This is a genomic window from Saccharopolyspora gloriosae (genome assembly GCF_014203325.1).
Lineage (GTDB): Bacteria > Actinomycetota > Actinomycetes > Mycobacteriales > Pseudonocardiaceae > Saccharopolyspora_C > Saccharopolyspora_C gloriosae.
On sequence record NZ_JACHIV010000001.1, the window covers coordinates 831,351 to 853,193 of the forward strand.

21 protein-coding genes are annotated in these 21,843 nt (G+C 71.1%); 12 read left to right on the top strand and 9 right to left on the bottom strand.

The window, feature by feature from the left end:
• Nucleotides 1–93 precede the first annotated feature (93 nt).
• On the top strand, nucleotides 94–639 hold the full coding sequence (locus BJ969_RS03970) for a glycohydrolase toxin TNT-related protein (protein WP_221315703.1): 546 nt from the start codon (nucleotides 94–96) through the stop codon (nucleotides 637–639).
• A gap of 4 nt (nucleotides 640–643) precedes the next feature.
• The gene (locus BJ969_RS03975) at nucleotides 644–877 is read left to right on the top strand and encodes a hypothetical protein (RefSeq protein ID WP_184477401.1); all 234 of its coding nucleotides are present in this window, start codon (nucleotides 644–646) and stop codon (nucleotides 875–877) included.
• Nucleotides 878–1,221: 344 nt separating this feature from the next.
• On the opposite strand, the gene BJ969_RS03980 is transcribed toward BJ969_RS03975, so the two are convergent.
• On the bottom strand, nucleotides 1,222–2,190 hold the full coding sequence (locus BJ969_RS03980; RefSeq protein WP_246456673.1) for a type IV toxin-antitoxin system AbiEi family antitoxin: 969 nt from the start codon (nucleotides 2,188–2,190) through the stop codon (nucleotides 1,222–1,224).
• 368 nt (nucleotides 2,191–2,558) lie between these two features.
• On the opposite strand from BJ969_RS03980, the gene BJ969_RS03985 reads away from it, so the two are divergent.
• Nucleotides 2,559–2,975, top strand: a complete 417-nt coding sequence (locus BJ969_RS03985; RefSeq protein ID WP_184477403.1) for a hypothetical protein — start codon at nucleotides 2,559–2,561, stop codon at nucleotides 2,973–2,975.
• 103 nt (nucleotides 2,976–3,078) lie between these two features.
• On the top strand, nucleotides 3,079–4,248 hold the full coding sequence (locus tag BJ969_RS03990; RefSeq protein WP_184477405.1) for a DUF1015 family protein: 1,170 nt from the start codon (nucleotides 3,079–3,081) through the stop codon (nucleotides 4,246–4,248).
• Between the two features lie 225 nt (nucleotides 4,249–4,473).
• On the opposite strand, the gene BJ969_RS03995 is transcribed toward BJ969_RS03990, so the two are convergent.
• The 3 genes from BJ969_RS03995 to BJ969_RS04005 form a co-directional block, all read right to left on the bottom strand.
• On the bottom strand, nucleotides 4,474–6,723 hold the full coding sequence (locus tag BJ969_RS03995) for a heavy metal translocating P-type ATPase (RefSeq protein ID WP_184477407.1): 2,250 nt from the start codon (nucleotides 6,721–6,723) through the stop codon (nucleotides 4,474–4,476).
• A 116-nt stretch (nucleotides 6,724–6,839) separates the two neighbouring features.
• Nucleotides 6,840–7,049 carry a heavy-metal-associated domain-containing protein gene (locus tag BJ969_RS04000; protein WP_184477409.1) on the bottom strand — a complete coding sequence of 70 codons (210 nt, stop codon included), beginning with the start codon at nucleotides 7,047–7,049 and terminating at the stop codon, nucleotides 6,840–6,842.
• Nucleotides 7,050–7,133: 84 nt separating this feature from the next.
• Nucleotides 7,134–7,415 carry a metal-sensitive transcriptional regulator gene (locus BJ969_RS04005; protein WP_184477411.1) on the bottom strand — a complete coding sequence of 94 codons (282 nt, stop codon included), beginning with the start codon at nucleotides 7,413–7,415 and terminating at the stop codon, nucleotides 7,134–7,136.
• Between the two features lie 291 nt (nucleotides 7,416–7,706).
• Between BJ969_RS04005 and BJ969_RS04010 the strand changes: the two genes are divergently transcribed.
• The 8 genes from BJ969_RS04010 (at nucleotide 7,707) to BJ969_RS04045 (ending at nucleotide 17,894) form a co-directional block, all read left to right on the top strand.
• Nucleotides 7,707–8,933: an MFS transporter gene (locus BJ969_RS04010; protein WP_184477413.1), complete on the top strand. Its 1,227-nt coding sequence runs from the start codon at nucleotides 7,707–7,709 to the stop codon at nucleotides 8,931–8,933.
• A gap of 515 nt (nucleotides 8,934–9,448) precedes the next feature.
• Nucleotides 9,449–10,258, top strand: a complete 810-nt coding sequence (locus BJ969_RS04015; protein ID WP_184477415.1) for an acetoacetate decarboxylase family protein — start codon at nucleotides 9,449–9,451, stop codon at nucleotides 10,256–10,258.
• A 17-nt stretch (nucleotides 10,259–10,275) separates the two neighbouring features.
• On the top strand, nucleotides 10,276–10,911 hold the full coding sequence (locus BJ969_RS04020) for a TetR family transcriptional regulator (RefSeq protein WP_184477417.1): 636 nt from the start codon (nucleotides 10,276–10,278) through the stop codon (nucleotides 10,909–10,911).
• Nucleotides 10,912–11,091: 180 nt separating this feature from the next.
• Nucleotides 11,092–12,180 carry a zinc-binding dehydrogenase gene (locus BJ969_RS04025; RefSeq protein ID WP_246456674.1) on the top strand — a complete coding sequence of 363 codons (1,089 nt, stop codon included), beginning with the start codon at nucleotides 11,092–11,094 and terminating at the stop codon, nucleotides 12,178–12,180.
• A gap of 341 nt (nucleotides 12,181–12,521) precedes the next feature.
• The gene (locus tag BJ969_RS04030; protein ID WP_184477419.1) at nucleotides 12,522–13,514 is read left to right on the top strand and encodes a substrate-binding domain-containing protein; all 993 of its coding nucleotides are present in this window, start codon (nucleotides 12,522–12,524) and stop codon (nucleotides 13,512–13,514) included.
• A 36-nt stretch (nucleotides 13,515–13,550) separates the two neighbouring features.
• Nucleotides 13,551–14,963: a glucuronate isomerase gene (uxaC, locus tag BJ969_RS04035; protein ID WP_184477421.1), complete on the top strand. Its 1,413-nt coding sequence runs from the start codon at nucleotides 13,551–13,553 to the stop codon at nucleotides 14,961–14,963.
• 2 nt (nucleotides 14,964–14,965) lie between these two features.
• Complete coding sequence (locus tag BJ969_RS04040) at nucleotides 14,966–16,225, top strand: mannitol dehydrogenase family protein (RefSeq protein ID WP_343071211.1); 1,260 nt, start codon at nucleotides 14,966–14,968, stop codon at nucleotides 16,223–16,225.
• A 172-nt stretch (nucleotides 16,226–16,397) separates the two neighbouring features.
• A complete protein-coding gene (locus BJ969_RS04045; RefSeq protein ID WP_184477423.1) occupies nucleotides 16,398–17,894 on the top strand; it encodes a sodium:solute symporter family protein in 1,497 nt (498 codons plus the stop codon).
• A gap of 47 nt (nucleotides 17,895–17,941) precedes the next feature.
• On the opposite strand, the gene BJ969_RS04050 is transcribed toward BJ969_RS04045, so the two are convergent.
• The 5 genes from BJ969_RS04050 to BJ969_RS04070 all read right to left on the bottom strand — a co-directional run bounded on the left by BJ969_RS04050 (nucleotide 17,942) and on the right by BJ969_RS04070 (nucleotide 21,501).
• Nucleotides 17,942–18,379, bottom strand: a complete 438-nt coding sequence (locus BJ969_RS04050; RefSeq protein ID WP_184477425.1) for a hypothetical protein — start codon at nucleotides 18,377–18,379, stop codon at nucleotides 17,942–17,944.
• Nucleotides 18,380–18,465: 86 nt separating this feature from the next.
• Entirely contained in the window at nucleotides 18,466–19,341 is an 876-nt protein-coding gene (locus tag BJ969_RS04055) for a hypothetical protein (RefSeq protein ID WP_184477427.1), read from the bottom strand.
• Entirely contained in the window at nucleotides 19,338–20,147 is an 810-nt protein-coding gene (locus BJ969_RS04060) for an ABC transporter ATP-binding protein (protein WP_184477429.1), read from the bottom strand. The genes BJ969_RS04055 and BJ969_RS04060 overlap by 4 nt, the downstream gene beginning before the upstream one ends.
• A complete protein-coding gene (locus BJ969_RS04065; RefSeq protein WP_184477431.1) occupies nucleotides 20,144–20,944 on the bottom strand; it encodes an anti-sigma factor in 801 nt (266 codons plus the stop codon). Before BJ969_RS04065 ends, BJ969_RS04060 begins: the two co-directional genes overlap by 4 nt.
• Complete coding sequence (locus BJ969_RS04070) at nucleotides 20,941–21,501, bottom strand: sigma-70 family RNA polymerase sigma factor (protein WP_184484769.1); 561 nt, start codon at nucleotides 21,499–21,501, stop codon at nucleotides 20,941–20,943. Before BJ969_RS04070 ends, BJ969_RS04065 begins: the two co-directional genes overlap by 4 nt.
• Between the last annotated feature and the right edge of the window lie 342 nt (nucleotides 21,502–21,843).

The following is a 21,843-nucleotide window of genomic DNA, read 5'->3' on the forward strand; positions in this document are numbered from 1 at the left end:
GTCGGACTGTCCGCGGCGCTGATCCCGGTAGTTCCCGCGCAGGCCGGGCCAGGGCAGGTCGCTTCAGCCGGCCCGCACGTCCCGTGCTCCGGTGTGCATGCCGGCGACGAGCGCTGGGGGCCGGAATTCCTGCCTCGGCCGTGGCAGCAACCGGTCGGCCCGCTGCTGGCCGAGTACTCCCGCAGCGGCGACCTCGAGCCCGCCGAATTCCTCGACACCTACTGGGATTCGGCGGCGAACAGCTGGAGGTACCCGTCGCAGGACGGCTTCGAGGTGGACCCGGACGGCAACCCCGACAAGCACCCCGAAGTGCTGGACGTCGGTGACGACCTGGACCGCTTCGGCTCCGAGTACGGCTCGTTCCTCGCTCCTGCCGGGGACGACTACGCCGAGCGCTCCCTCCCGCCGCAAAGCCTCACCACCCGCGAAGCCGACTTCCCCTGCGGCTACCACCGCTACGAAGTGGCCCGATCGTTCACCGTCTGGGAAGGCCCGATCGCACCCTGGTTCGCGCAGCCCGGCGGCGGCACCCAGATCCTGCTCGACTCCGCATTCCTCCAGCCGGGCGAGGGGCAGCGGCTGAACGTCAGGTGGCTGCTGTCCAACGGGTACCTCAAGCCCGCCGACGATCTACGGTAGGCGGATGGATCGCCGCGAACTGTTCACCCTGCTGCGCGGGTCGGGTGTCGCCGAGAGCGAGCTGTGGATCGAAGGTGTGCACGAACCCCGTACGTCGCCGACGGAATTCCTGTTCCTGCGCAAGGGCGAGAACGGCTGGGACACCGGCGTGGCCGAACGCGGGGTCTGGCACGTGATCACCTCGTCCCCCGACGAGGACACCGCCTGCGCCCGCCTCCTACGCCTAGCCCAACCCTGACCCCCGCAACCCTGGTGGAGTGAACGGACCGTTCGTCCCATCACCTCGGACCAACGGTCCGTTCACTCCACGAACTCGCCCCCGTTCCGCCGACGTGCGGCCCGCGCCGCCCGGCTCCCACCCGCACCGCATCCATGGGAGTGAACGGACCGTTCGTCCCGTTGGATAGGACGAACGGCCCGTTCACTCCGAAAGATCGCTGGATCCCGCTGGAGGGTGCGCGGAAGGGGCGCCTGCCGGGAGGTGCCGTGCGTGATCAGCCGCGGCGTGCGGCAGGGGTGTTCGAGCAGCCGGTGGATTGGACGAAGGGGGCGTTCACTCCTGGTGGGGCCTCGGATCGGCGTTCAGCGTGGTGCTGGAACACGAGGGACCGCGGTCACCCGTGGGCGGGGACGTTGCTGGGCCGCGCGGTACGAGCGGCGAAGTTCGTCGAGAACCGCGGAAGGGTCGGAGCGGAGGCGCTTCGGCAACGTGTGGACCACGACGACACCGGCGGCGGTCATGAGCGTGTGGCGGAACACCGTGTTCTCGTAGCCGGTGGGCCGCAGGTGGTACTCCATCGAGTCGATCTGCCAGGCGAGTCCCACCTCGTCGATCCAGCCGTCCGGAATCCCGAGCAAAGTCCCGTCCGGGCCCAGCAGCCGCACGTTCCACTGCATGGCAGGCAAATCCGAGCTCTGCGCCAAGCGGTAAGCCCAGCTCTCGGCAGGGGAATGCACGTTGGCTCCCATTTCCTCCAGCACGACGCGACATCGGGCGACGCCGCGCCGCGAACCGGCTTTGGCCTCGGCCGCCAGAGCTTCCGGCGTCACCAAATCCCGCTGCACCGCCTCGGCCAGCAAGGCCCGGACCTGGTCCAGCGAGGGCAGGCGGCGCGCGGCGTCGAGCAACGCCCGGACGAGCGGTGCCACTCGGAAGCCATCGCGGGTGACCGGCGACGGGAGGCGCGTGGTCCGCTCGATCTCGGCGAAACCCTTGCTGGCGCGTTTGCGGGCTTCCGGAATGAGCATGTGCACTTCGTCGGTTTCGGGAAGGCGCGTCATGCCGTGCAAGCGGCATGCGGCCAGACCGGTGATCATCGCCCCGGTTCCCGCGTACCGCAGAGCGGCGTCATGGCGCTGCTCAAGGGTGGGGGTGCCGGACGACAGCATGATGACGCCCGGCAGCAGCCGCTTCCACGGGCCGCCGATCGACGCCCGGTGGTACACGGTTTGTCTTGGCACGCCGAGTTCGTCGAGAGCGCGCGCGGTGAGGACACCGTGAGTGGCGGCGGTGGCCACCCCGTCCCAGTCAACGATCGTTCTCCTCGGCATGACTCCACCATGACCAATCGGAGAACTCGTGCGCCACGTCGATTTCAAGATCTGTGGATGAATCGCCACCCTGTGGACAACTCGAGCTTTTCTGGTGGAGTGAACGGACCGTCCGTCCAAATAGGTTGGTCGAACGGTCCGTTCACTCCGAAACTGATCCGATCACTTTCGGGTCGATATTGGCGTGTCGGATGGGGTTCGCGTTCGAGCGGCATTGGGTGAACGGACCGTTTGGCCGAAGGGGTTGGTTGAACGGTCCGTTCACTCGACAACGAGGGAGCCCGTACACGGCGGCTGCTGCAGGGGAGCGGGCGTACCGTGGCACGGGAAGGGGAGTGATGAGGACGTCGCAGCAGAGGGTTTCCCGTTTGGCCGCAGGCGGGCTGCTCGCTGGGCTCGTGCTGAGCGGATGCGCCGGGTACCAGACCGATCCGGGGGTGCAGCACCACGCGCCGAGCGCGTCCCGCGACGACATCATCACCAAGATCGGGTTCGTGTCGCAGGACCAGTGCTTCACGCGTCCCGCGCAGCACGGCACCGAGCGGTGCGAGCGGTACGTGGCGCAGGTGCGCAACATCGCGCTCAGCGCCACCGAACCGACGGAACATCCTCCGCAGGTCATCGCCTCCGCGCACGAGCTGCAGCAGCGAGTGGAACGACTGCTCCGACGTGGATGCTTCCCGCCGAATCCAGAGACGGAGCAGGTGTGCACCCACGACCTGATCACCCTCGACCGCGCTCTCGGAGATCTCCGCACCGCGCTCACCGCCACCCCGCCTGGGTGATCGACGTTCACTCTCCGTTGGGAAAACCCCTGGCATAGCGCACAAATCGGTGCTTTCCACGGCCACGTGACCACACGCGCGGCAGCGGGTTGATACTGCGGTGGTGACGAGTTCGGTACGTGTGGGAGTGGACATCCGCCCGTTCCGCGCCTGGGTTCTCGCGCCCGAACGCCTGCGCGGCCTCGCGGACCGGCACGCCACGCCGTGGGATCGTGTCGACGTCGGGAATTCCGTGCGGCTGCTCGGCGAGTGGAAACGGCTCGCGGTACTCGCTCGCGACGAGCGTCCCGCGATGTACGTCTACGAGCAGTCCGGGCCGCTCGGAGTGCAGCGCGGCGTGATCTCCGCCGTGCACCTGGACAGCCGGCTGTTGCCGCACGAGGACGTCACCCCGGCCCATACCGACGGCATGGTCGAGTTGATGCGGGCGGGGGAGATGAGCATGCCGCCCATCCTGCTCGGCTATTCCGGGACGGACCGCATCGCCGAACAGCTGGACGCGGCGACCCGGCGACGGCCGTTGACCGAGCTGCGCACCCCGGACGGGCAGGAGCACCGCGTGTGGCGACTCGCGGAACGGGAGATCTGCGGGCAGATCATCGATGCGCTGCACCAGCGGGCCGCGCTCATCGCCGACGGGCACCACCGCCACGTCGCCGCCCGCCGGTTCCGCAGGGACGTCCACGCCGCTGGGCACGGCCGTGGTCCGTGGGACTACCTGCCCGCGTTGCTCGTCGACACCAAACGCAGTCCGCTGCGGTTGCGGCCGGTGCATCGGGTGTTGCCGCACGCCGACCCGTGGAAGGTGCTCGCCGCCGCGCAGCAGTGGTTCCAGATCACCGCGCTGAGCGGGCCGCTGGAGGAATGGCTGGACGTGCTGCGGGCGCGGGCATACCACGGACCGGCGTTCATCGTGGCGACACCGGACAGGGCGTTCCTGCTCGACCGGCCTGATGCGCATTTCCTCTCCGGGCCGTGCGGGAGGTTCCCGGAATCGTTGCGGTCGATGCACATCTCCGTGTTGCAGGCTTTCCTCGACACAGTGCGGGACTCGCCTGCAATGGCTGTGCACTACGAGCCGAGCGCGCCGAGGGCGTTGCACGTGGTGCGCGAAGTCGGGGGGATCGCCGCCATCACGTTCCCGCCGAGCAAACTGGACCTGTCCGCGGCGGCGGCGACCGGGGTGCGCCTCCCGCCGAAGGCGACGGCGTTCGGCCCCAACCCGCACCCCGGCCTGGTCCTGCGCACGCTGCCCAGCCCCCGCCTGCCCTGACCGCTACGCGAGCGGCACATCAGCGGACCGGATACCGCGGCGGCTAGGAAATCCGGTGAAGTGAACGGACCGTTCGGCCAATCCCATTGGCTGAACGGTCCGTTCACCCAATTCGATCGACCACCCGCACTGATCTTGACGCGCTTGAGAAGCCCACGTGCGAGAGAAGTGAACGGACCGCTCGTCCAATGCTATTGGGCGAGCGGTCCGTTCACTCCGCCTTGGTCAGGCGGGGGTTGTGGGGTGGAAGCGGCGGAGGCGGAGGCTGTTGGCGACGACGAAGGCGCTGGAGATGCCCATCGCCGCCCCGGCGATCATCGGGTTGAGCATGCCTGCGGCGGCTAGCGGGATCGCGGCCACGTTGTAGGCGAACGCCCAGAACAGGTTGCCCTTGATGGTCCGCAAGGTGCGGCGGGACAAGCGGACCGCGTCCACCGCCGCCCGCAGGTCGCCGCGGACCAACGTGATGTCGGAGGCTTCGATCGCCACGTCCGTGCCGGTGCCCATCGCCAGGCCCAGGTCCGCTCGGGCCAACGCGGCGGCGTCGTTGATGCCGTCACCGACCATCGCGACCGCACGTCCTTCGCCTTGGAGCCGGGTGATGACCGCGGCCTTGTCCTGCGGCAGCACCTCGGCGATGACCTCGTCGATGCCCACTTCGGCGGCCACGGTGCGCGCCACGGTCTCGTTGTCGCCGGTGAGCAGCACCGGGCGCAGGCCGAGGCCGCGCAGCCGCCGGATCGCCTCGGCGGAGGTCGGTTTCACGGTGTCGGCGATTTCGAGCACGGCCCGCGCGGCGTCGTCCCAGGCCAGCACGACGGCGGTGTGCCCGGCGCGTTCCGCGGTGCTCTTCGCCTCGTGCAGCGCGTCCGGGAGCGCACCGTCGAAGATCCTGCCGATGCTGACCTGGTGGCCCTCGACGGTGGCGCGCACCCCGAGCCCTTCCACGTTGCCGAATTCGGCCGCGACGGGGAGTTCGCCGACCCGTTGCGCCGCGCCGAGCGCGATGGCCCGCGCGATCGGGTGCTCCGAGGCGTGCTCGGCGGCACCCGCCAGCCGCAGCGCCTGCATTTCGTCGGTGCCGTCGGCGAGGTGCACGCCGACCAGCGACATCTGCCCGGTGGTGACGGTGCCCGTCTTGTCCAGCACGACCGTGTCGATGCGCCGCGTCGATTCCAGGACTTCGGGGCCTTTGATGAGCACGCCGAGTTGCGCGCCGCGGCCGGTGCCGACCAGCAGTGCGGTCGGGGTCGCGAGTCCGAGGGCGCAGGGGCAGGCGATGATGAGCACCGCGACGGCCGCGGTGAACGCGGTGTCCGCGCCGCCGCCGGCCAGCAGCCACCCCACCAAGGTGGCCACGGCGAGAACGATGACGATCGGGACGAACACCGCGGAGATCCGATCGACGAGGCGCTGCACCGCCGCCTTGCCGGTTTGCGCTTCTTCGACGAGCCGCGCCATCTGCGCGAGCTGGGTGTCGGAGCCGATGCGGGTGGCGCGCACGATCAGTCGTCCGCCCGCGTTGACGGTGGCGCCGACAACGGAGTCGCCGGGACCCACTTCGACGGGAACGGATTCACCGGTGACCATGCTGGTGTCGATCGCCGAACCGCCCTCGTCGACGATGCCGTCGGTGGCGATCTTCTCGCCGGGGCGGACCACGAACCGGTCGCCCACGGCCAGCTGGTCCGTGGGGATGCGTTGTTCCCGGCCGTCGCGCAGCACCGCGACGTCCTTCGCGCCGAGTTCCAGCAGCGCGCGCAGCGCCGCGCCGGCGCGCCGCTTCGATCGGGCTTCGAAGTACCGGCCGGCGAGGATGAACATCGTGACGCCGGCGGCCACTTCCAGGTAGATCGACCCGGAGCCGCTGCCGGAGCCGGTGCTGAAGTCGAAGTCGTGGGTCATGCCGGGCATGCCGGCGGTGCCGAACAGCAGTGCGTACAGCGACCACAGGAACGCGGCGAGCGTGCCGAGCGAGACCAGGGTGTCCATGGTGAACGCGCCGTGGCGCAGGTTCGTCCACGCCGCGCGGTGGAACGGCGCACCGCCCATGACGACGACGGGAGCGGCCAGCGTCAGCGAAATCCACTGCCAGTACGTGAACTGCAGTGCGGGCACCATGGCCAGCACGATCACCGGTATGGACAGCGCGGCGGTGGTGATCAACCGGTCGCGCAGCGCGGTGGTCGTGTCCTGCTCCGCGTCGTCCGGGGAGGTGTCCTCATCCGGGGGTGCGGGGACCGCGGCGGTGTACCCGGCGGCTTCGACCTGGTCGATGAGCCGCTGAGGGTCGAGCTCGGCGGGGTAGCTGACGGCGGCCTTCTCGGTGGCGTAGTTGACCGTGGCGGTCACGCCGTCGAGCTTGCCGAGCTTGCGTTCCACGCGATTCGCGCACGAAACGCAGGTCATGCCTCCGATGATCAGCTCGACCTGCTGTCCGGTGGCGCCCGGTGCAGTCGATGCTCCAGTGCTCATCGTGCGATCTCCTGTTCACCTGCCGCGCGGATCCGTTCGGAAGGGACGTCCGCAGTGGACTTGTCGGGATGTGCCGCGAGGCGGCGGGAGCGGCGGAACCGCTCCCGCCGGGATGCCTACGCGTTCACCAGCTGGTAGCCGGCCTCCTCGACCGCACCGCGCACCGCGTTCTCGGGCAGCGGTTCGGTGCTGGTCACGGTCACCGCGCCGGTCGCGAGGTCCACGGCGACGTCGGAGACGCCGGAGAGCTCGCTGATCTCCTCGGTCACCGAGCTCACGCAGTGGCCGCAGGTCATCCCGGTCACGGTGTAGGTCGACTGGCTCATGTACGTCCCTTCCTCGTGGTCGTCTTGCTCGCGGGCGTCGTGGGCGGCGCCCGGGTCGTGCCGGAGGCGGTCGTGCGCCGTCCGTCAGGAGCGCACCAGCCGGGCGATCGCGGCGCCGGCCTCGGCCACCTTCTCGTCGGCGGCGTCACCGCCTTCGGCGAGCGCCTCGGTGACGCAGTGCTTGAGGTGCTCGTCGAGCAGTCCCAACGCGACCGACTGGAGCGCCTTGGTGGTGGCGCTGATCTGGGTGAGCACGTCGATGCAGTACTTGTCGTCCTCGATCATCTTGGCGAGGCCGCGGACCTGTCCTTCGATGCGGCGCAGCCGCTTCGCGTACTCGTCCTTGTCCTGTGTGTATCCGTGCATCGAGCTCTCCCCGGTCCGGCGCCAACGAACACAGGTATACCCATGGGGGGTATGGGTGTCAACTGTGGTCCGGCACGTGGGCATCGATGCGTCAGGTGTGGAACGTGCACGTCAGGGGCGTGCGGTGCATCGCCGGGGTGGGGCGTGTCCGGCGTGGCCTCGCGCCGGTCCGTGCGCGGCGGATCACCGGTGGTCGATCGCAGGGCCGACCCCTCCCGGAGCGATACCTACTAGAGGTAGGTTTCGGGGTGGCCGCCATGTGATCGCCCGTTCCGGGCGGGAGGAGCATCCGTGCACCGAACGACCCGCGTGACCGTCGCGCTGCTGTTCGCGGCCTGGACCGTGGACTACGTCGACCGGCTCATCATCAACGTCGCGCTGCCGTCCATCGGCGAGACCTTCGGCCTCGACCACGGCGAACGCGGACTGGTCGTCTCGGCGTTCTTCCTCACCTACGCGCTGATGCAGATCCCCGGCGGACTGCTCGCCGATCGCTACGGCGGAGTGCGGATGGCCGCGCTGGCGCTGCTGCTGTGGTCGGTGTTCACCGGACTCACCGCCTTCGCGTGGTCGTTCACCGCGCTGCTGGCCGTGCGGTTGTGCTTCGGAGCCGCGCAAGGCCTGTTCCCCGGAGCCTCGGTGAGCGCGCTGAGCGCCCGCAGCGTTCCTGAACAACGGCTCACGGCCAACGGCTGGATGCAGAGCTCCAACGCCATCGGCGCGCTGCTGGCCGCCGTGGTGGGCTCGGCGCTGCTGTCCGTGTGGGACTGGCGGATCGCGTTCCTCGCGGTGGCAGGGCTCGGCCTGCTGGTGTTCGTGGCCGTGGTGCGGTGGATGCCGGAGCCGCTGTCGCCGGACCTGACCGGGCCGCGCCGGGTCGCGGGCGGCACGAGGCGGGTGCTGCGTTCGCCCGCGATCTGGGCCTTCGCGGTGATGTTCTTCGCCTACGACGTCGTGAGCTGGGGGATCAGCACCTGGACCACCTCCTACCTGGTGGAACGCCACGGGCTGCCGATCGGTGCGGCCGGGATGGTCGTCGTCGGTCCGACGCTGCTCGGCGCGATCGGGATCGTGGTCGGCGGCCGGCTGTCGGACCGGTTCGGTGGACGTCCGCGGCGGGTGGTCGTGCCCAGCATGATCGCGGTCGGCGTCCTGCTGTTCCTGCTGCCGCGGATGCCCTCGGTGCCGCTGTTCGTGGCCTGCGTGACGTTGCTCGGGGGTGTGGCCGGGCTGGCCTACCTGCCGTGCTTCTCGGTTCCGCTGCGCAGCCTGCCCGCGGCGCTGAGCGGAGCCGCCGCCGGAGTGATCCTCTTCGGCGGGCAGCTCGCCGGGGTGCTCAGCCCCAGCGTCTTCGGCTACGTCGTCGAGCACGCCGGCTACACCACGGCGTTCACCGCACTGCTCGTCGGGCCTGCCGTCGCCATCGCGGTCGTGCTGGGAGTGCCGCAGACCACCGAGCACTTCCTGCGCCGCTTCGACGGGCAACCGGTGCGCGACAGCGCGGTTTCGCCCGGCTGAGCGGAACGGCCTCCGGCGCGAGCGCGTGCTGGCGGAGGTGAGCGGATGCCGGTGCGCGTCGATCGGCTCCACCCCTCGCCGTGAGCGCACCAGGGCGATCGAGTGCGCCGTCGGGCTGGGTCCGAAGTGAGTGAACGGACTGTTCGTCCCATCCCACTGGACGAACGGTCCGTTCACTCCGCCACGAGCAACCGCGCGCACGTCCGCGTTTAAGCGCGGTGGTGAGCGTCGGGTCGGCGGCCGATCGTCGAGCGCTTCCGAGTGAACGGACCGTTCGCCCAACGGGATTGGACCAACAGGCCGTTCACTCCACCCGGCCTTCGTGGTGCGCGGGTGGCTGCGCGGGGTGGGTGAGCGGACCGTTGGTCCAGTGAGTTTGGGCGAACGGTCCGTTCACTTCGGAAGTGGTGGTGCGGTTCGTGGGGGCGATGGGTTTGGGGGTCACCTGGGGCTTTGACTTTTGTACTCGCTCGTACAATGATTGTACGAGCGAGTACAAAACACGGGAGGTAAGCGTGACCGCTCAGAGCGCGAGCAAGGTGCAGATGTCCGAGGAAGGGGTGGCGCCCGCCGACGCCCGTCCCGAATTCACCTTCGAGGAGGCCAAGGGCGACCTGCGCCGCAGGCAGAACCCCAAGGCCGACAAGTACAAGAACGCGAAGTTCCTCTCCGCCACGGTGCCGATCAACCGCGAAGCCGCCGACCACGTGCTGCCCGCCGGCGTGAAGATGGACGAGTCCAGCACCGCGACGCTGTTCGTCGTCGACTACCCCTGGACGAACTTCAACAGCACCTACCACGAGGCCGCGCTGTTCCTGAACGTCAAGCACGGTCCGTTCCGCGCCGCGCACTGCCCGTGGATCGTGGTGGACGACGACACCGCGCTCATCGGGGGCAGGGACACCCTGGGCTTCCCGAAGAAGATCGCCGAGATCGAGTGGTCCGAGCAGGACGACGGCGTTGAGACCGTGGTCCGCCGCCGCGGCGTCGAGCTGATCCGGATGAGCGGCAAGTTCGGCGAGGAGGTCGACTCGGTCCCGCCGATCTTCAACCAGCCGTTCCGCAACGTGATCGGCACCGTCGGGCTCTCCGTGCCCCGGCTGGTCACCTTCAGCACCGTCGACCACCCGCTGGAACAGCGCAGCGCCGACGTCGACCTCACCGTCGGCGGCTCGTACACCGACCCGCTGGACACCCTCATCTCCGGCCCGCCGCTGAATGCGCACTACCGCCGGGTGAACATGAGGGTGGGCAAGTTGCCGCTGCCGGTGGGCCTGGTGTCGCCGACCTTCCTGCTGCGCATGCACCCGATGCGGGACAGCTGAGCGAAGGGAGCCGGGCCGTGACCGGTGCCAAGGGGGAGAAGCCGGAGCGCGCGCAGCACCTGCCGCTCGCGGTCCGCAAGGAACTCGTGCTCGACGCGGCACTGCGGGTGTCGCTGCGCGACGGGGACGCCGTGTCCATGGACGCCGTGGCCGCCGAGGCGGGTGTGGCGAAGACCGTGCTGTACCGGTGCTGGAGCAACCGCGACACGATGCTGCAGGCGCTGGACCAGCGGGAGAGCAGTCGGCTCGCCGAGCAGCTGACGACCGCGCTGGACGCCGCGCAGGCGGAGTCCGACCCGGCGCGCGCCTTGCACGGAGTTCTCGTGGCGTACTTCGCCGCGGTCCGCGACTCCCCGGACAGCTATCGGTTGCTGTACGGGACGCGGGTGCGGGCGGACCGCGCGCAGGCCGTGCAGGGCTCGAGGTCCCGCGCGATCACCCGGCTCACCCCGGTGCTGCGCGGTTGGCTGGACGGCTCCGATTCCCTCCCCGGCAGTGAGCGCCGCGCGAACGCCCTGGCCGCGCTGGCGGTCGGCGCGGCCGAGTCCGGCGCCCGGTTGCTGCTCGACCCCGAATCCGACTGGAGCCCCGAGGAGCTCGCCGACTCGGTGCGCACCCTGTTCGCCGGCGGCGTTCCCGCCTTCGACGACTGACGTTTCCCCGTCCGCGGGCTCTTCCCGCACCGACCGACGATCGTTCGCTTCTCCCCCCATGCCGTTCAACGGTTCGCGTTCGCCTGGCCGAGATGGCCCGGCGACGTGATCGACCGTGCCCGGAGAACACCGCCGGGCCTCGGAAACGTGAGCTCGACCGACATCCGAAAGGACGTTCCGATGAAAGCTGTCCCGGCGCTCACCGAACACCCGTCGTCCGCTGACCTCCCCACCACGATGCGCGCGGCCCGGTTCGACGCGGCGACCCGCGAGCTCGCGATCCGCCAGGTGCCCGTTCCGCTGCCGGGGCCGGGTGAAGTGCTGGTGCGAGTGGCCGCATGCGGAATCTGCCAGTCCGACCTGAGCCAGCTCGACGGTCACATCGCACCCCGGCTGCCCGAGATCACACCAGGGCACGAAGCCGCCGGCGTGGTCGCCGCGCTCGGCGAAGGAGTGCGCAACCGGCAGGTGGGCGACCGGGTGGTGCTCGCCGCCGGGAAGGAGTGCGGCGACTGCTCGGAGTGCCGGACCGGTGGCGGCACCGACCGGTGCGAAGACCTCCAGGTGATGGCGTTCCACTACGACGGCGCTTGGGCCGAATACGTGCTGACCGCTGCCGTCTCCCTCGTTGACGTCCCCCGGTCGGTGCCGCTGGAGCACGCGGCCGTGCTCGCCGACGCCGTGTCCACCCCGTACGGAGCCATCGACACCGCGGAGCTGCGCGCGGCGGAATCGGTGGGGATCTGGGGTTTGGGCGGGCTGGGCACGCACCTCGTGCAGCTGGCCCGGATCTGCGGCGCCTCGCCGATCATCGCCCTGGACCCGTTGGCGTCGGCGCGGGAGCGCGCGCTCGAGCTGGGAGCGGATTTCGCGCTGGACCCGGCCGCCGCGGACACGGCCGCTCGGATCAAGGAGATCACCGCCGGGCGGGGGCTGCGCGCGGCGTTCGACTGCGTCGGGCGCAGCACCACGTTCGCGCAGGCCGATGCCGCGCTGGGGCATCGCGGCAGGCTCGTGCTGATCGGGATCTCGCCGGATCAGCTCGCGGTCGGTCGTGAGATCCACTTCGTGCGCAACCGGCACAGCGTGATCGGCCACACCGGCTACCGGATGCGGCACCTGGAGGACCTGGTGGAGCTGACCGATCGCGGCCGGCTCGACGTGTCGGGGTCGGTCACCGCCGTGCTGCCGCTCGACGAGGTGGCCGAGGGCGTCCGCAGGCTCCGCGACCACGACGGCGACCCGATCCGCATCCTGCTGGCGCCGTGACGGCTCGGAGTGAACGGACCGTTCGCCCAATCCCACTGGACGAACGGTCCGTTCACCCACCCCGAACTCGGTCGTTGACGGCGTGCGCGTTCGGCGGCGGCCCGCGTCGTTCGGGGCGGGGTTGGAGTGAACGGACCGTTCGTCCCATGTGATTGGGCGAACGGTCCGTTCACTCGGAAAGCTCGGTCGGCGCCTTGGTGCGGGGTGGGTCGGGGTGAACGGACCGTTTGTCCGAGGGGATGGGACGAACGGTCCGTTCACTCCGGTCGGGTGGGTGCCGTGTGGCGGTTGTCCAGGGGGCGGGGGCGTGGTCGGTTGGGGGAGTGGAGGTGGGGTGGGGCGTGGGTGAGGGTCGGCCGACGATCTACGACGTGGCGCGGCGCTGCGGTGTCGCCGCGTCGACCGTGTCCCGTGCGTTCAGCAATCCGTCGCGGGTCAACGCCGCCACCCGCACCCGGATCCGGGCCGCGGCGGTGGAGATCGGTTACGAGCCGCGCCCGCTGGCCAGGGCCGAAGCCCCGGGCCGGTCGCGCACGTTGATGCTGGTGGTCACCGACATCGCCAACCCCTACTACGCCGCGATGATCAAGGCCGTGCAGTCCCGCGCCATCGAGCGGCACTACGCGCTGGCGCTCACCGACAGCGATGAGTCGCCGCAGGTGGAGGCGGGGAATCTGCGGCACCTGCTGGCGAATTCGACCGGCGGCATCCTCGCCACGTCCCGGTTGGCCGACGACGCGGTGCGGCAGCTGGCGCGGCACCGCCCGCTGGTGATGGTGAACCGCGTGATCGACGGCCTGCCGAGCCTGGTGGTGGACACGGCGGGCGGGATGCGCACGGCGGTGCGCCACCTCGCGGCGTTCGGGCACCGCCGCATCGCGTACCTGTCGGGTCCGCGCAATTCGTGGATCAACGGCCAGCGGTGGACAGCGGTGCACGAGGAGGCCGCGGCCTTGGGCGTGCAGTCGGTGTACCTCGGGCCGCATCCGCCGACCAGGGAAGGCGGGCGGGACGCGGCGGAAGCGTTCGTGCTGGACGGGGCGACCGCTGCCATCGCCTACAACGACCTCGTCGCCATCGGAGCGATGCAGCGGGTGCGGGACGTGGGGCTGCGGGTGCCGGTGGATCGCAGCATCGTCGGGTGCGACGACATCTTCGGCGCCGACCTGGTCGGGCTGACGACGATCGCCGGGCCCGCCGGGCAGGTCGGCGGCGCCGCGGTCGACCTGGTGCACGCGGAGCTGACCGGCGCCGCGACCTGGTCGCGGACGTTCGACGCGCACCTCGTTGTCCGCGATTCGACCGGACCGGCACCGGCAACCGATGGCAACTAGTTGTCGAGCGTGCGTTCCGCGGCCGATTCTGCGGGCATGGCTAGTGGTTCCACTCCGCTCGCACCGCATCCGGATCGGCTGCTGCCCAGCGATCCGGTGCAGCGCCCCATCGCCCGGCGCCTCTACGCGGCGGTCCGCGACCTGCCGCTGATCAGCCCGCACGGGCACGTCGACCCCGAGCTGCTGGCCGCGGACCGGCCGTTCGCGGACCCGGCGGCGCTGCTGGTGACGCCCGATCACTACGTGACGCGGCTGCTGCACGCGCACGGCGTCGCGTTGCACGAGTGCGGTCTGCGCGGCGGGCCGGAGGAACCGGCGCCGCCGCGGGAGGTGTGGCGGGCGTTCTGCTCGCACTGGCACCTGTTCCTGGGCACGGCGTCCCGGCAGTGGCTGGAGTCGGAGCTGCACGACGTGCTGGGCGTGGCGGTGCAGCCGTCCGCGGACACCGCCGACGCGCTGTTCGACGAGCTCACCGAACGGTTGGCCCGGCCCGAGCTGCGGCCTCGCGCGCTGTTCCGGTCGTTCGGGATCGAGGTGCTCGCCACCACCGACGATCCGGCCGACGACCTGCGCCACCACCGCGCGCTCGCGGAGGATCCGAGCTGGCAGGGCCGGGTGGTGCCGACGTTCCGCCCGGACCGCTACCTCGACGCGACCCGACCGGACTGGCCGGCGGCGTTGGATCGGCTCGCGGCGGTCAGCGGCATCGACACCGGCGACTACCGCGGTCTGGTCGCGGCGTTGGAGGCGCGGCGGGAGTTCTTCCGCGCGCACGGCGCCACCGCGACCGATCACGGCGCCCCGGATCCGCGCATGGAGTTCCTGCCGGAGCAGGAGGCGTCCCGGCTGTTCGCCGAGGTGCGCGCAGGGCGCGGTGACGCGGCGCTGCTGTCGAGGCAGCTGCTCGGGGAGATGGCGCGGATGTCCAGCGAGGACGGCCTGGTGCTGGCGCTGCACACGGGGAGCCTGCGCGACCACCACCCGGAGACCTTCGCCCGCTACGGCCCGGACACGGGCCACGACATCCCGACGCGCGCCGAGTTCACGGAGTCGCTGCGCCCGATGCTGCGGCGGTTCGGCACCGATCCGCGGTTCCGGACGGTGCTGTGCACGCTGGACGAGTCGGTGTTCTCCCGGGAGCTCGCCCCCATCGCCGGGTTCTACCCGTCGGTGTACTTGGGTGCGCCGTGGTGGTTCCTGGACGCGCCGCGCGCGATGCGGCGGTTCCGGGACGCCGTCACCGAGACGGCCGGTTTTCACCGCACCGCCGGATTCATCGATGACACCAGGGGTTTCTGCTCCATCCCCGCTCGGCACGACACCGCGCGCCGGGTGGACGCCGGGCACTTGGCCTCGCTCGTCGCGGAACACGTGCTCAGCGAGGACGACGCCGCGCGGGTCTTGCGCGATCTCAACGACCGCCAGCCCCGCACCGCCTTCCGGTTGTGATCGTGCGCCTGCACCGGGACGCCGAACCCGCCCCCGTCCGCGCCGTGCACTGCGGTCTCGGCGCGTTCCACCGCGCGCACCAGGCCGTGTGCACGGCCGCCGACCCGGAGTGGGGCATCGCCGCCTACACGTTCCGCAGCACCGAGCTCCCCGCGGAGCTCAACGCGCAGGGCGGGCTGTACTCGCTGCTGGTGCGCGGTGAGGACGTGCGCACCATCGGCTCGATCAGCCGGGCGCACGCGGGTGCCGAGCGGGAGCGGTGGCTCTCCGACCTCGCCGCGCCGGAGGTCGCGGTGGTCACGCTCACCGTGACCGAGGCGGCCTACCGGGTACCGCGGGAGGGGGAGGATTCCGCGATCTCCCGGCTGGTTGACGGGTTGCGCGCGCGGTTCCGCGCCGCCGCCGCGCCGATCACGTTGGTGCCCTGCGACAACGTGCCGGACAACGGAGCGGCGCTGCGCTCGGTGCTGCGGGCGGCGGTGGCGGGGCAGGACGCGGCGTTCGCGGCGTGGGTCGAGGCCGGGGTGTCGATCGCGAGCACCGTGGTGGACCGGATCACGCCCGCCACGACGCCCGCCGACGTGCGGGCCGTGCACGAGCTGACCGGTGTCCGGGACGCGGTGCCGGTGGTGACCGAGCCGTACGCGGAGTGGCTGCTGGCGGGCGATTTCCCCGGTGGCCGGCCTAGCTGGGAGCGGGCGGGCGCGCGGTTCGTCGACTCCGTCGACGACTACCAGCGGCGCAAGTTGTGGCTGCTCAACGGCGCGCACAGCCTGCTCGCCTACGCCGGGCTCGGGCGTGGCCGGAGCTCGGTGCGGGAGGCGATGGACGACGCGGTGCTCGCCGGGCTGGTCGAGTCGTGGTGGGACACCGCCGCGCGGCACCTGCCGCTGCCCGCGGCGGAACTCGACGAGTACCGGTCCGCGTTGCGGCGGCGCTTCGCGGCCCCCGCCATCGAGCACCGGCTGCGGCAGATCGCCGTCGACGGTTCGCAGAAGATCCCTGTGCGCATCCTGCCGGTCCTGCACCGCGAACGCGGCGCCGGTCGGCTGCCGGAAGCCGCGGTGGCGGTGCTCGCCGCGTGGATCGCGCACCTCCGCGGCGGTGACGTCCGCGATCCGAGGTCCGCGGACCTGGTACCGGCGGCGCGTTCCGGTGCCCGCGCGGTGCTCACGGCCCTCGACGCGGACCTGGCCTCGGACGACGAGCTGATCGCGGCGATCAACGCCGAGGTCCCGAGCGCCGTCGGCGACGAGCCCTAGCGGCGTGCGCGCTGTCGTGGCGCGACCCCGTGGCAAGTAGTGACAACTGATTGCCGCCGGTGCCGCGCCTCCCTAGCTTGAACGCACTCCGCACCGCCCGAGAGCCGCGACGGCGGCGAACCCGCACAACGACGTGAGAGCCGGATTCCTCCGGCCAGGGAAGGGAAACCACATGCACCCGTTGGACTGGGTGATCATCGCAGGCTATCTGCTGATCATGCTGGGGATCGGTGTCTGGGCGCATCGCCAGGTCGCCGACACCGCGGACTTCTTCACCGCGGGCGGCCGGATGCCGTGGTGGCTGGCCGGGATCTCGCACCACATGTCCGGTTACAGCGCCGTCGTCTTCGTCGCCTACGCCGGAGTCGCCTACGACCAGGGCATCGTGTCGTACGTGGTGTTCATGTTCCCGCTGGCGGTCGCCACCGGAATCGGCGCGTTCCTGTTCGCCCCCAAGTGGAACCGGCTGCGCACGCACTACCGCATCGCCTCCCCGCTGGAGTACCTCGCGCAGCGGTTCGACGTCCCCACCCAGCAGGTGCTGGCGTGGAGCGGTTCGCTGCTGAAGGTGTTCGACGTGGCGGCCAAGTGGTCGGCGGTCGCGTTGCTGCTCAACAAGTTCGTCGGCATCCCGCTCGGCTGGGGCATCGTGATCACCGCGGCGGTGACGTTGGTGTACTGCACCGCGGGCGGGTTGTGGGCCGACGCGCTCACCGAGCTGGGGCAGTTCGTGATCCAGGGCGTCGCCGCGTTCGCGATGATCGGCGCGGTCGGCATCGCCTTGGCGGACCGCGGGTTCAGCTACGCCGATTTCTGGTCCGCGCTGCCGGAAGGCCACACCTCGCCGACCACGAGCAGCTATCCCGCGTACTTCCTGCTGGTGTACGTGCTGGTCAAGACGTTCGAGTACAACGGCGGCATGTGGAACCTGGCGCAGCGCTACATCGCGACCCCCACCTCGGCGGCGGCGCGGCGCACGGCGTTGCTGTCCAGCGCGCTCTACCTGGTGTGGCCGATCGTGCTGATGCTGCCGATGTTCGCGGCACCGCTGCTGGTGCGGGTGGAGAACTCCGAGGACGTCTACGCGGAGATGGCGTTGCAGTTCTTACCGGCCGGGCTGCTCGGGCTGGTGCTGGTCGGGGTCTTCTCGCACACCATGGCGATGGCCGCGTCCGACGCGACCGCGATCTCGGCGGTGATGACCCGCGACGTGCTGCCGCACGTGTGGCGCCGAGCCCGGGGCTTCACCGACGAGCAGTTCCTCCGGGCGGGCCGGGTGCTCACGGTGGTGTTCGTGTTCCTCAGCGTGGTGCTGGCGCTCAACGCGGAGAACCTCGGCGGTGTGCTCGGCATCATCGTCGCCTGGGTGGGCGCGCTGATCGGGCCGATCTCGATCCCGATGATGCTGGGCATGCTGCGGCCGTTCCGGCACGTCGGGCCCACGTCCGCGCTGACGTCCTGGGCGGGTGGACTGCTCACCTTCGCGCTCACCAAGTACGTGCTGGGGCTGTCCGAGGCGATCACCGTGGTCTCGCCGGTGCTGGTCTCGTTGCTGCTGTTCGTGGCGGTCGGCTCCTGGTACCGGGACGCTCCGCCCGCGGCCGAGGAGATCACCGGCGCGCTCACCCGCGACCCCGATCCGACCGGTGCGGAACCCGCCGCGACGTGAGCCGGACGCGCCGCGACCGCGACGTGCTCGCGGTCGCGGCGCGCGGATCAGACGTGGGTCACCAGCAGAGTCACGCCGAGCTCGTCGCCGCAGTCGACGAAGACGGGCCCGACGCCGTTGCCGATCTCCTCGCGGAGCGTGGCCTTGGCCTCGAATCCGTTCGGGTCGGAATCGACGATCTCGATGTTCTCCAGAACGGGCTTGCCGCCCACTTCGCTGATGAATCCGCGCAGTTCCTTCCCGCCGCCGCAATGGCCGGTCAGGGTCACTTCCTGGCCGCGTTCGGTGGTCGGGTTCGGGCTCACGTTCACGACGGCGCGAGCGCCCTTGGGGGGAAGGTCCGTCGTCTGAGCCGCACTGGTCACGTTGCTCTCCTGCTGGTCCTGCGAGCTGTTCGCCGCGTACGCCACACCTGCTCCTGCCGCCATCAGCGCGATTCCGGTGATCGCACTGGAAATGCTCGTCAACTTCTTCGAGTTCGCCACGCCCTCCCCTTCGATCGTTCTTCCGGATTCATTGGGAAAGTCGAATCGAGTGGGGTTTCAGGTTCTCCGGATCGACGTGCCGTGGATCACTCGAGCGGGGGTGCGGGCGAATCGCGGAAGGTCTCCACGCAGGCCGCCCCCGTGCACGCCGGGTCGACCGGATAGGCCTCGCTCGCGCGGTCCGGGAAGATCGCGAGGGCCAGCACGATGCCGAGCAGCACCGGCAGCGCCGCCGTCCAGCGGGCGCGGCGCAGCACCAGCAGCAGGAATCCGCCCGCCCCGAGGCCGCCGAACAACACCAATTGTCCAATGTGGACGTCGAGTGCGACGGTGGTGTACGGGGAATTCGGTCCGCGCAGCACGGGCGACAGCAGCTCCACCGCGATCGGCAACCCGCCCTCCGGGGTGAACATCTGCGGCCCCTTCTGGAGCACCACCGTCACCGCGAACGCCGCGAGCGTAGCCATCGCGGGCGTGACCGGGACCGGCAGCGCATTCCCCAGTCCCATCCCGGCCACCGCGCCCGCCACCAGCGCGAGCGCGCCGATCAGCAGCGGTGCCACCCAATCGGCCGAGTACCAGCTCGCGCGGCTCGCGACGCGCGCCGCGCCGAACGCCAACGGCACCAGCATCGCCACCACCAGGCAGCCCGCCACGGGAGCGACCAGCAGTGCCATCCGGTGCCAGGCCGGGCGCGGAGTGCCCGCCAGCACCTCGTCCAGCCGGGCGCGGCGCCGCGCACAACCCAGCCATGCGCCCACCCCGACCACCACCGGCCAGGTGGCGACCAGCTGGTGGCGCTGCCACAGCACCAGCGCCGTCCACTGCTCGTCCCACTGCGCGCCGCCGTGCGCCCACGGGCCCGTCATGTTCAGCAGCACCACGGTCGGCAGCAGGAAACCCGCCGCGCACCAGAGCGCGCCGGACCGGCGCAGCTCGATCAGCAGCAGCCGCCCGATCACGCCGCCGACCCCCGCCGCGCGAGCAACGCCGAATAGCCGCGCTCGCTCGCGGTGTCCCCGTCGTCGGAATCGGTGCCCGCCGCCGCCAACTCGTCCGGAGCGCCCCGGAAGACGAGCCGGCCCTCGTCGAGCAACAGCACCGAATCGCAGGCGGCGGCGACGTCCTCCACCAGGTGCGTCGAGACGACGACGCACGTGTCGGAACCGAGCTCGCGCAGCAGATCCCGGAACCGCATCCGCAGCGTCGGGTCGAGCCCCGCCGTCGGCTCGTCCAGCAGCACCACGCGCGGATCGTTGACGATGGCCTGCGCGATCCCGGCCCGGCGCACCATTCCGCCGGACAACGTGCGCATCCGGTCATCCGCCCGATCGGCCAGCCCCACCCGCTCGATCGCCCGCTGCACCGCTCCCGGAACCTCCGCGGTCGGCATCTCCTTGAGCCACGCCAGGTACGTCACGAACTCGCGGACCGTGAACCGGCGGTAGTAGCCGAACTCCTGCGGCAGGTACCCGACGCGGCGCCGCACTTCCCGCAACGCGGGCGAACCCGCGGGCACTCCGAGCAGCTCCAGCTCACCGCGTCGCGGGCGCAGCACGGTGGCCATCGCCGAGAGCAGGGTGCTCTTGCCCGCCCCGTTCGGGCCGAGCAGCCCGTGCACACCGGTGCCCAGCTCCAGATCCAGCTCGTGCACCGCGATCCGGCGGCCCGCCCGCAACGTGAGACCCGCCGCGCGGACCTCGTGCGCGTACGTGGTCGGCGCCGTCTCGGCGGCGGTCACTCGTCGTGCCACGATCTCCCCTTTCATCCTCCGGCGAGGCGGGTGAACGCCTCCGCTCGCGCCACCAGCACCACTGCGGAGACCACCGCGATGCCCGCCCACACCGGCGTGGTCGTCCACGCCAGCACCGCCGCGGGCAGCTCGGCGACGAACAGCGCGCCGCCGACCAGCAGCAACCAGGTTCCCGCCACCCCGAGCGTCGCCCGGTGCACCCCGACGGCACTGCCGAGCGCCAGCGACGACGCCGTGCACGCCGCACTCGGCAGCAGCCACAGCAGCGGAGAAGTGCCGACCAGCAGGCTCGCGCCCGTCAGCAGCGGCACCACCGCCACCAGTGCCGCGAACGTCCGGCGCAGCACCAGCGCCAGCCCGGCACGCGGCGTCGCCACCACCAGTTCGTGCATCGGATCGAGCCCCGTGGACCAGGCCGCGGCCACGCCCAGCACCGGGACCACCGGCGCGAGCAGCAGCAGCGGCGAATCCCCGTCGGGCCCGCCGGAGACGAGCGCGACCAGCACGGCGAACGCCGCCACCAGCAGCGCACCGGCGATCCACGGCACCATCGCGGGCGCCGCCCACGTGTCGAGCGCGTGCCGGAACCGGCGGTGCGGCGCGGGCGCGACGCGGCCGAGCCGCGGGGCGATCCCCTCCCACGCGCCGAGGACCAGCGCGGACACCTGCTCGTCCGGCACCTCCGCGAGGCGGGCGCGGCACTCGGCGCACGATTCGAGGTGGCCCTCCAGCGCCCACTCCTGCTCCGGACCGATGGTGGTGTCGCCGCGGACGTAGCCGGCGATCAACTCCTCGGAGGCGTGCTCGGTCATGTCAGGGCCTCCCGCATCGCGATCCGCGCGCGTCGCGCTCGGGTCTTCACCGTTCCTTCGGGGAGTCCCAGCAGAGCCGAGGTCTCCCGCACCGACAGGCCGTCGAGCACCATCGCCTGCAGCACCTGCCGCAGCTCGGGCGCCAGCCGGTTCAGCGCGCCCCCGAGCTCGCCGCTGACGGCGCCCTCCAGCGCGACCTCCTCGGCGGCGGGCGAGCTCGGCGGTTCCGCCGCGGCCGGAGGTGGGGCGGCGTGCCGGGCGCGGCGGCGGAACGCGTCCACCAGGCGGCGCGAGGCGATCGTCCACAACCACCCGGCCGACCCACCGTCCACATCGGATCCGGTGAAGGTGCCGGCCGCTCGCCACACGGCGACGAAGGTCTCCTGCAGCACGTCCGCGACGATCTGGTCATCGGCGCACCGCCGCCGCAGCCGCACCGTCAACCACGGCGCGGTCCGGCGGTACAGCTCCTCGAAGGCTCGCTGATCGCCCTTGGCGACCAGCCGCACGAGCGCGCCGTCCTCGGCCCGCTCGATCGTCGCTCGACCCCATCCCACCTCCCGCAAGACGCCCCACCCCCGCCGCAGGTTCTCCCCGGCGCTGTGCCTTGGGTCACACCTAGTGAACGGCCCATCCGCCCAACCAGATGGGACCAACGGTCCGTTCACCCATCCCGAACCCGGCACGTCGGCTGGTATCGCCGGATCGGAGTGAACGGACCGTTCGTCCAAGGAGATTGGGCGAACGGTCCGTTCACTCCACTGGAACCGCGCTGCTTCGGCGTGTGCCTCGAACTGGGGTGCCGGCTGGGTGGGGAGGGGATGTGGGTGAACGGACCGTTCGTCCAGTGGGATTGGGCGAACGGTCCGTTCACTTGAGGCGCGATGCGCCCCGGTGCG

Excerpts from the sequence above, each read along its gene's own strand:
- BJ969_RS04060 (WP_184477429.1), bottom strand. The coding sequence starts at position 20,147 with ATGAAAGGGGAGATCGTGGCACGACGAGTGACCGCCGCCGAGACGGCG.
- BJ969_RS03980 (WP_246456673.1), bottom strand. The coding sequence starts at position 2,190 with ATGCCGAGGAGAACGATCGTTGACTGGGACGGGGTGGCCACCGCCGCC.
- BJ969_RS03995 (WP_184477407.1), bottom strand. The coding sequence starts at position 6,723 with ATGAGCACTGGAGCATCGACTGCACCGGGCGCCACCGGACAGCAGGTC.
- BJ969_RS04045 (WP_184477423.1), top strand. The coding sequence starts at position 16,398 with ATGCACCCGTTGGACTGGGTGATCATCGCAGGCTATCTGCTGATCATG.
- BJ969_RS04000 (WP_184477409.1), bottom strand. The coding sequence starts at position 7,049 with ATGAGCCAGTCGACCTACACCGTGACCGGGATGACCTGCGGCCACTGC.
- uxaC (WP_184477421.1), top strand. The coding sequence starts at position 13,551 with ATGGCTAGTGGTTCCACTCCGCTCGCACCGCATCCGGATCGGCTGCTG.
- BJ969_RS04005 (WP_184477411.1), bottom strand. The coding sequence starts at position 7,415 with ATGCACGGATACACACAGGACAAGGACGAGTACGCGAAGCGGCTGCGC.
- BJ969_RS03975 (WP_184477401.1), top strand. The coding sequence starts at position 644 with ATGGATCGCCGCGAACTGTTCACCCTGCTGCGCGGGTCGGGTGTCGCC.
- BJ969_RS04025 (WP_246456674.1), top strand. The coding sequence starts at position 11,092 with ATGAAAGCTGTCCCGGCGCTCACCGAACACCCGTCGTCCGCTGACCTC.
- BJ969_RS04065 (WP_184477431.1), bottom strand. The coding sequence starts at position 20,944 with ATGACCGAGCACGCCTCCGAGGAGTTGATCGCCGGCTACGTCCGCGGC.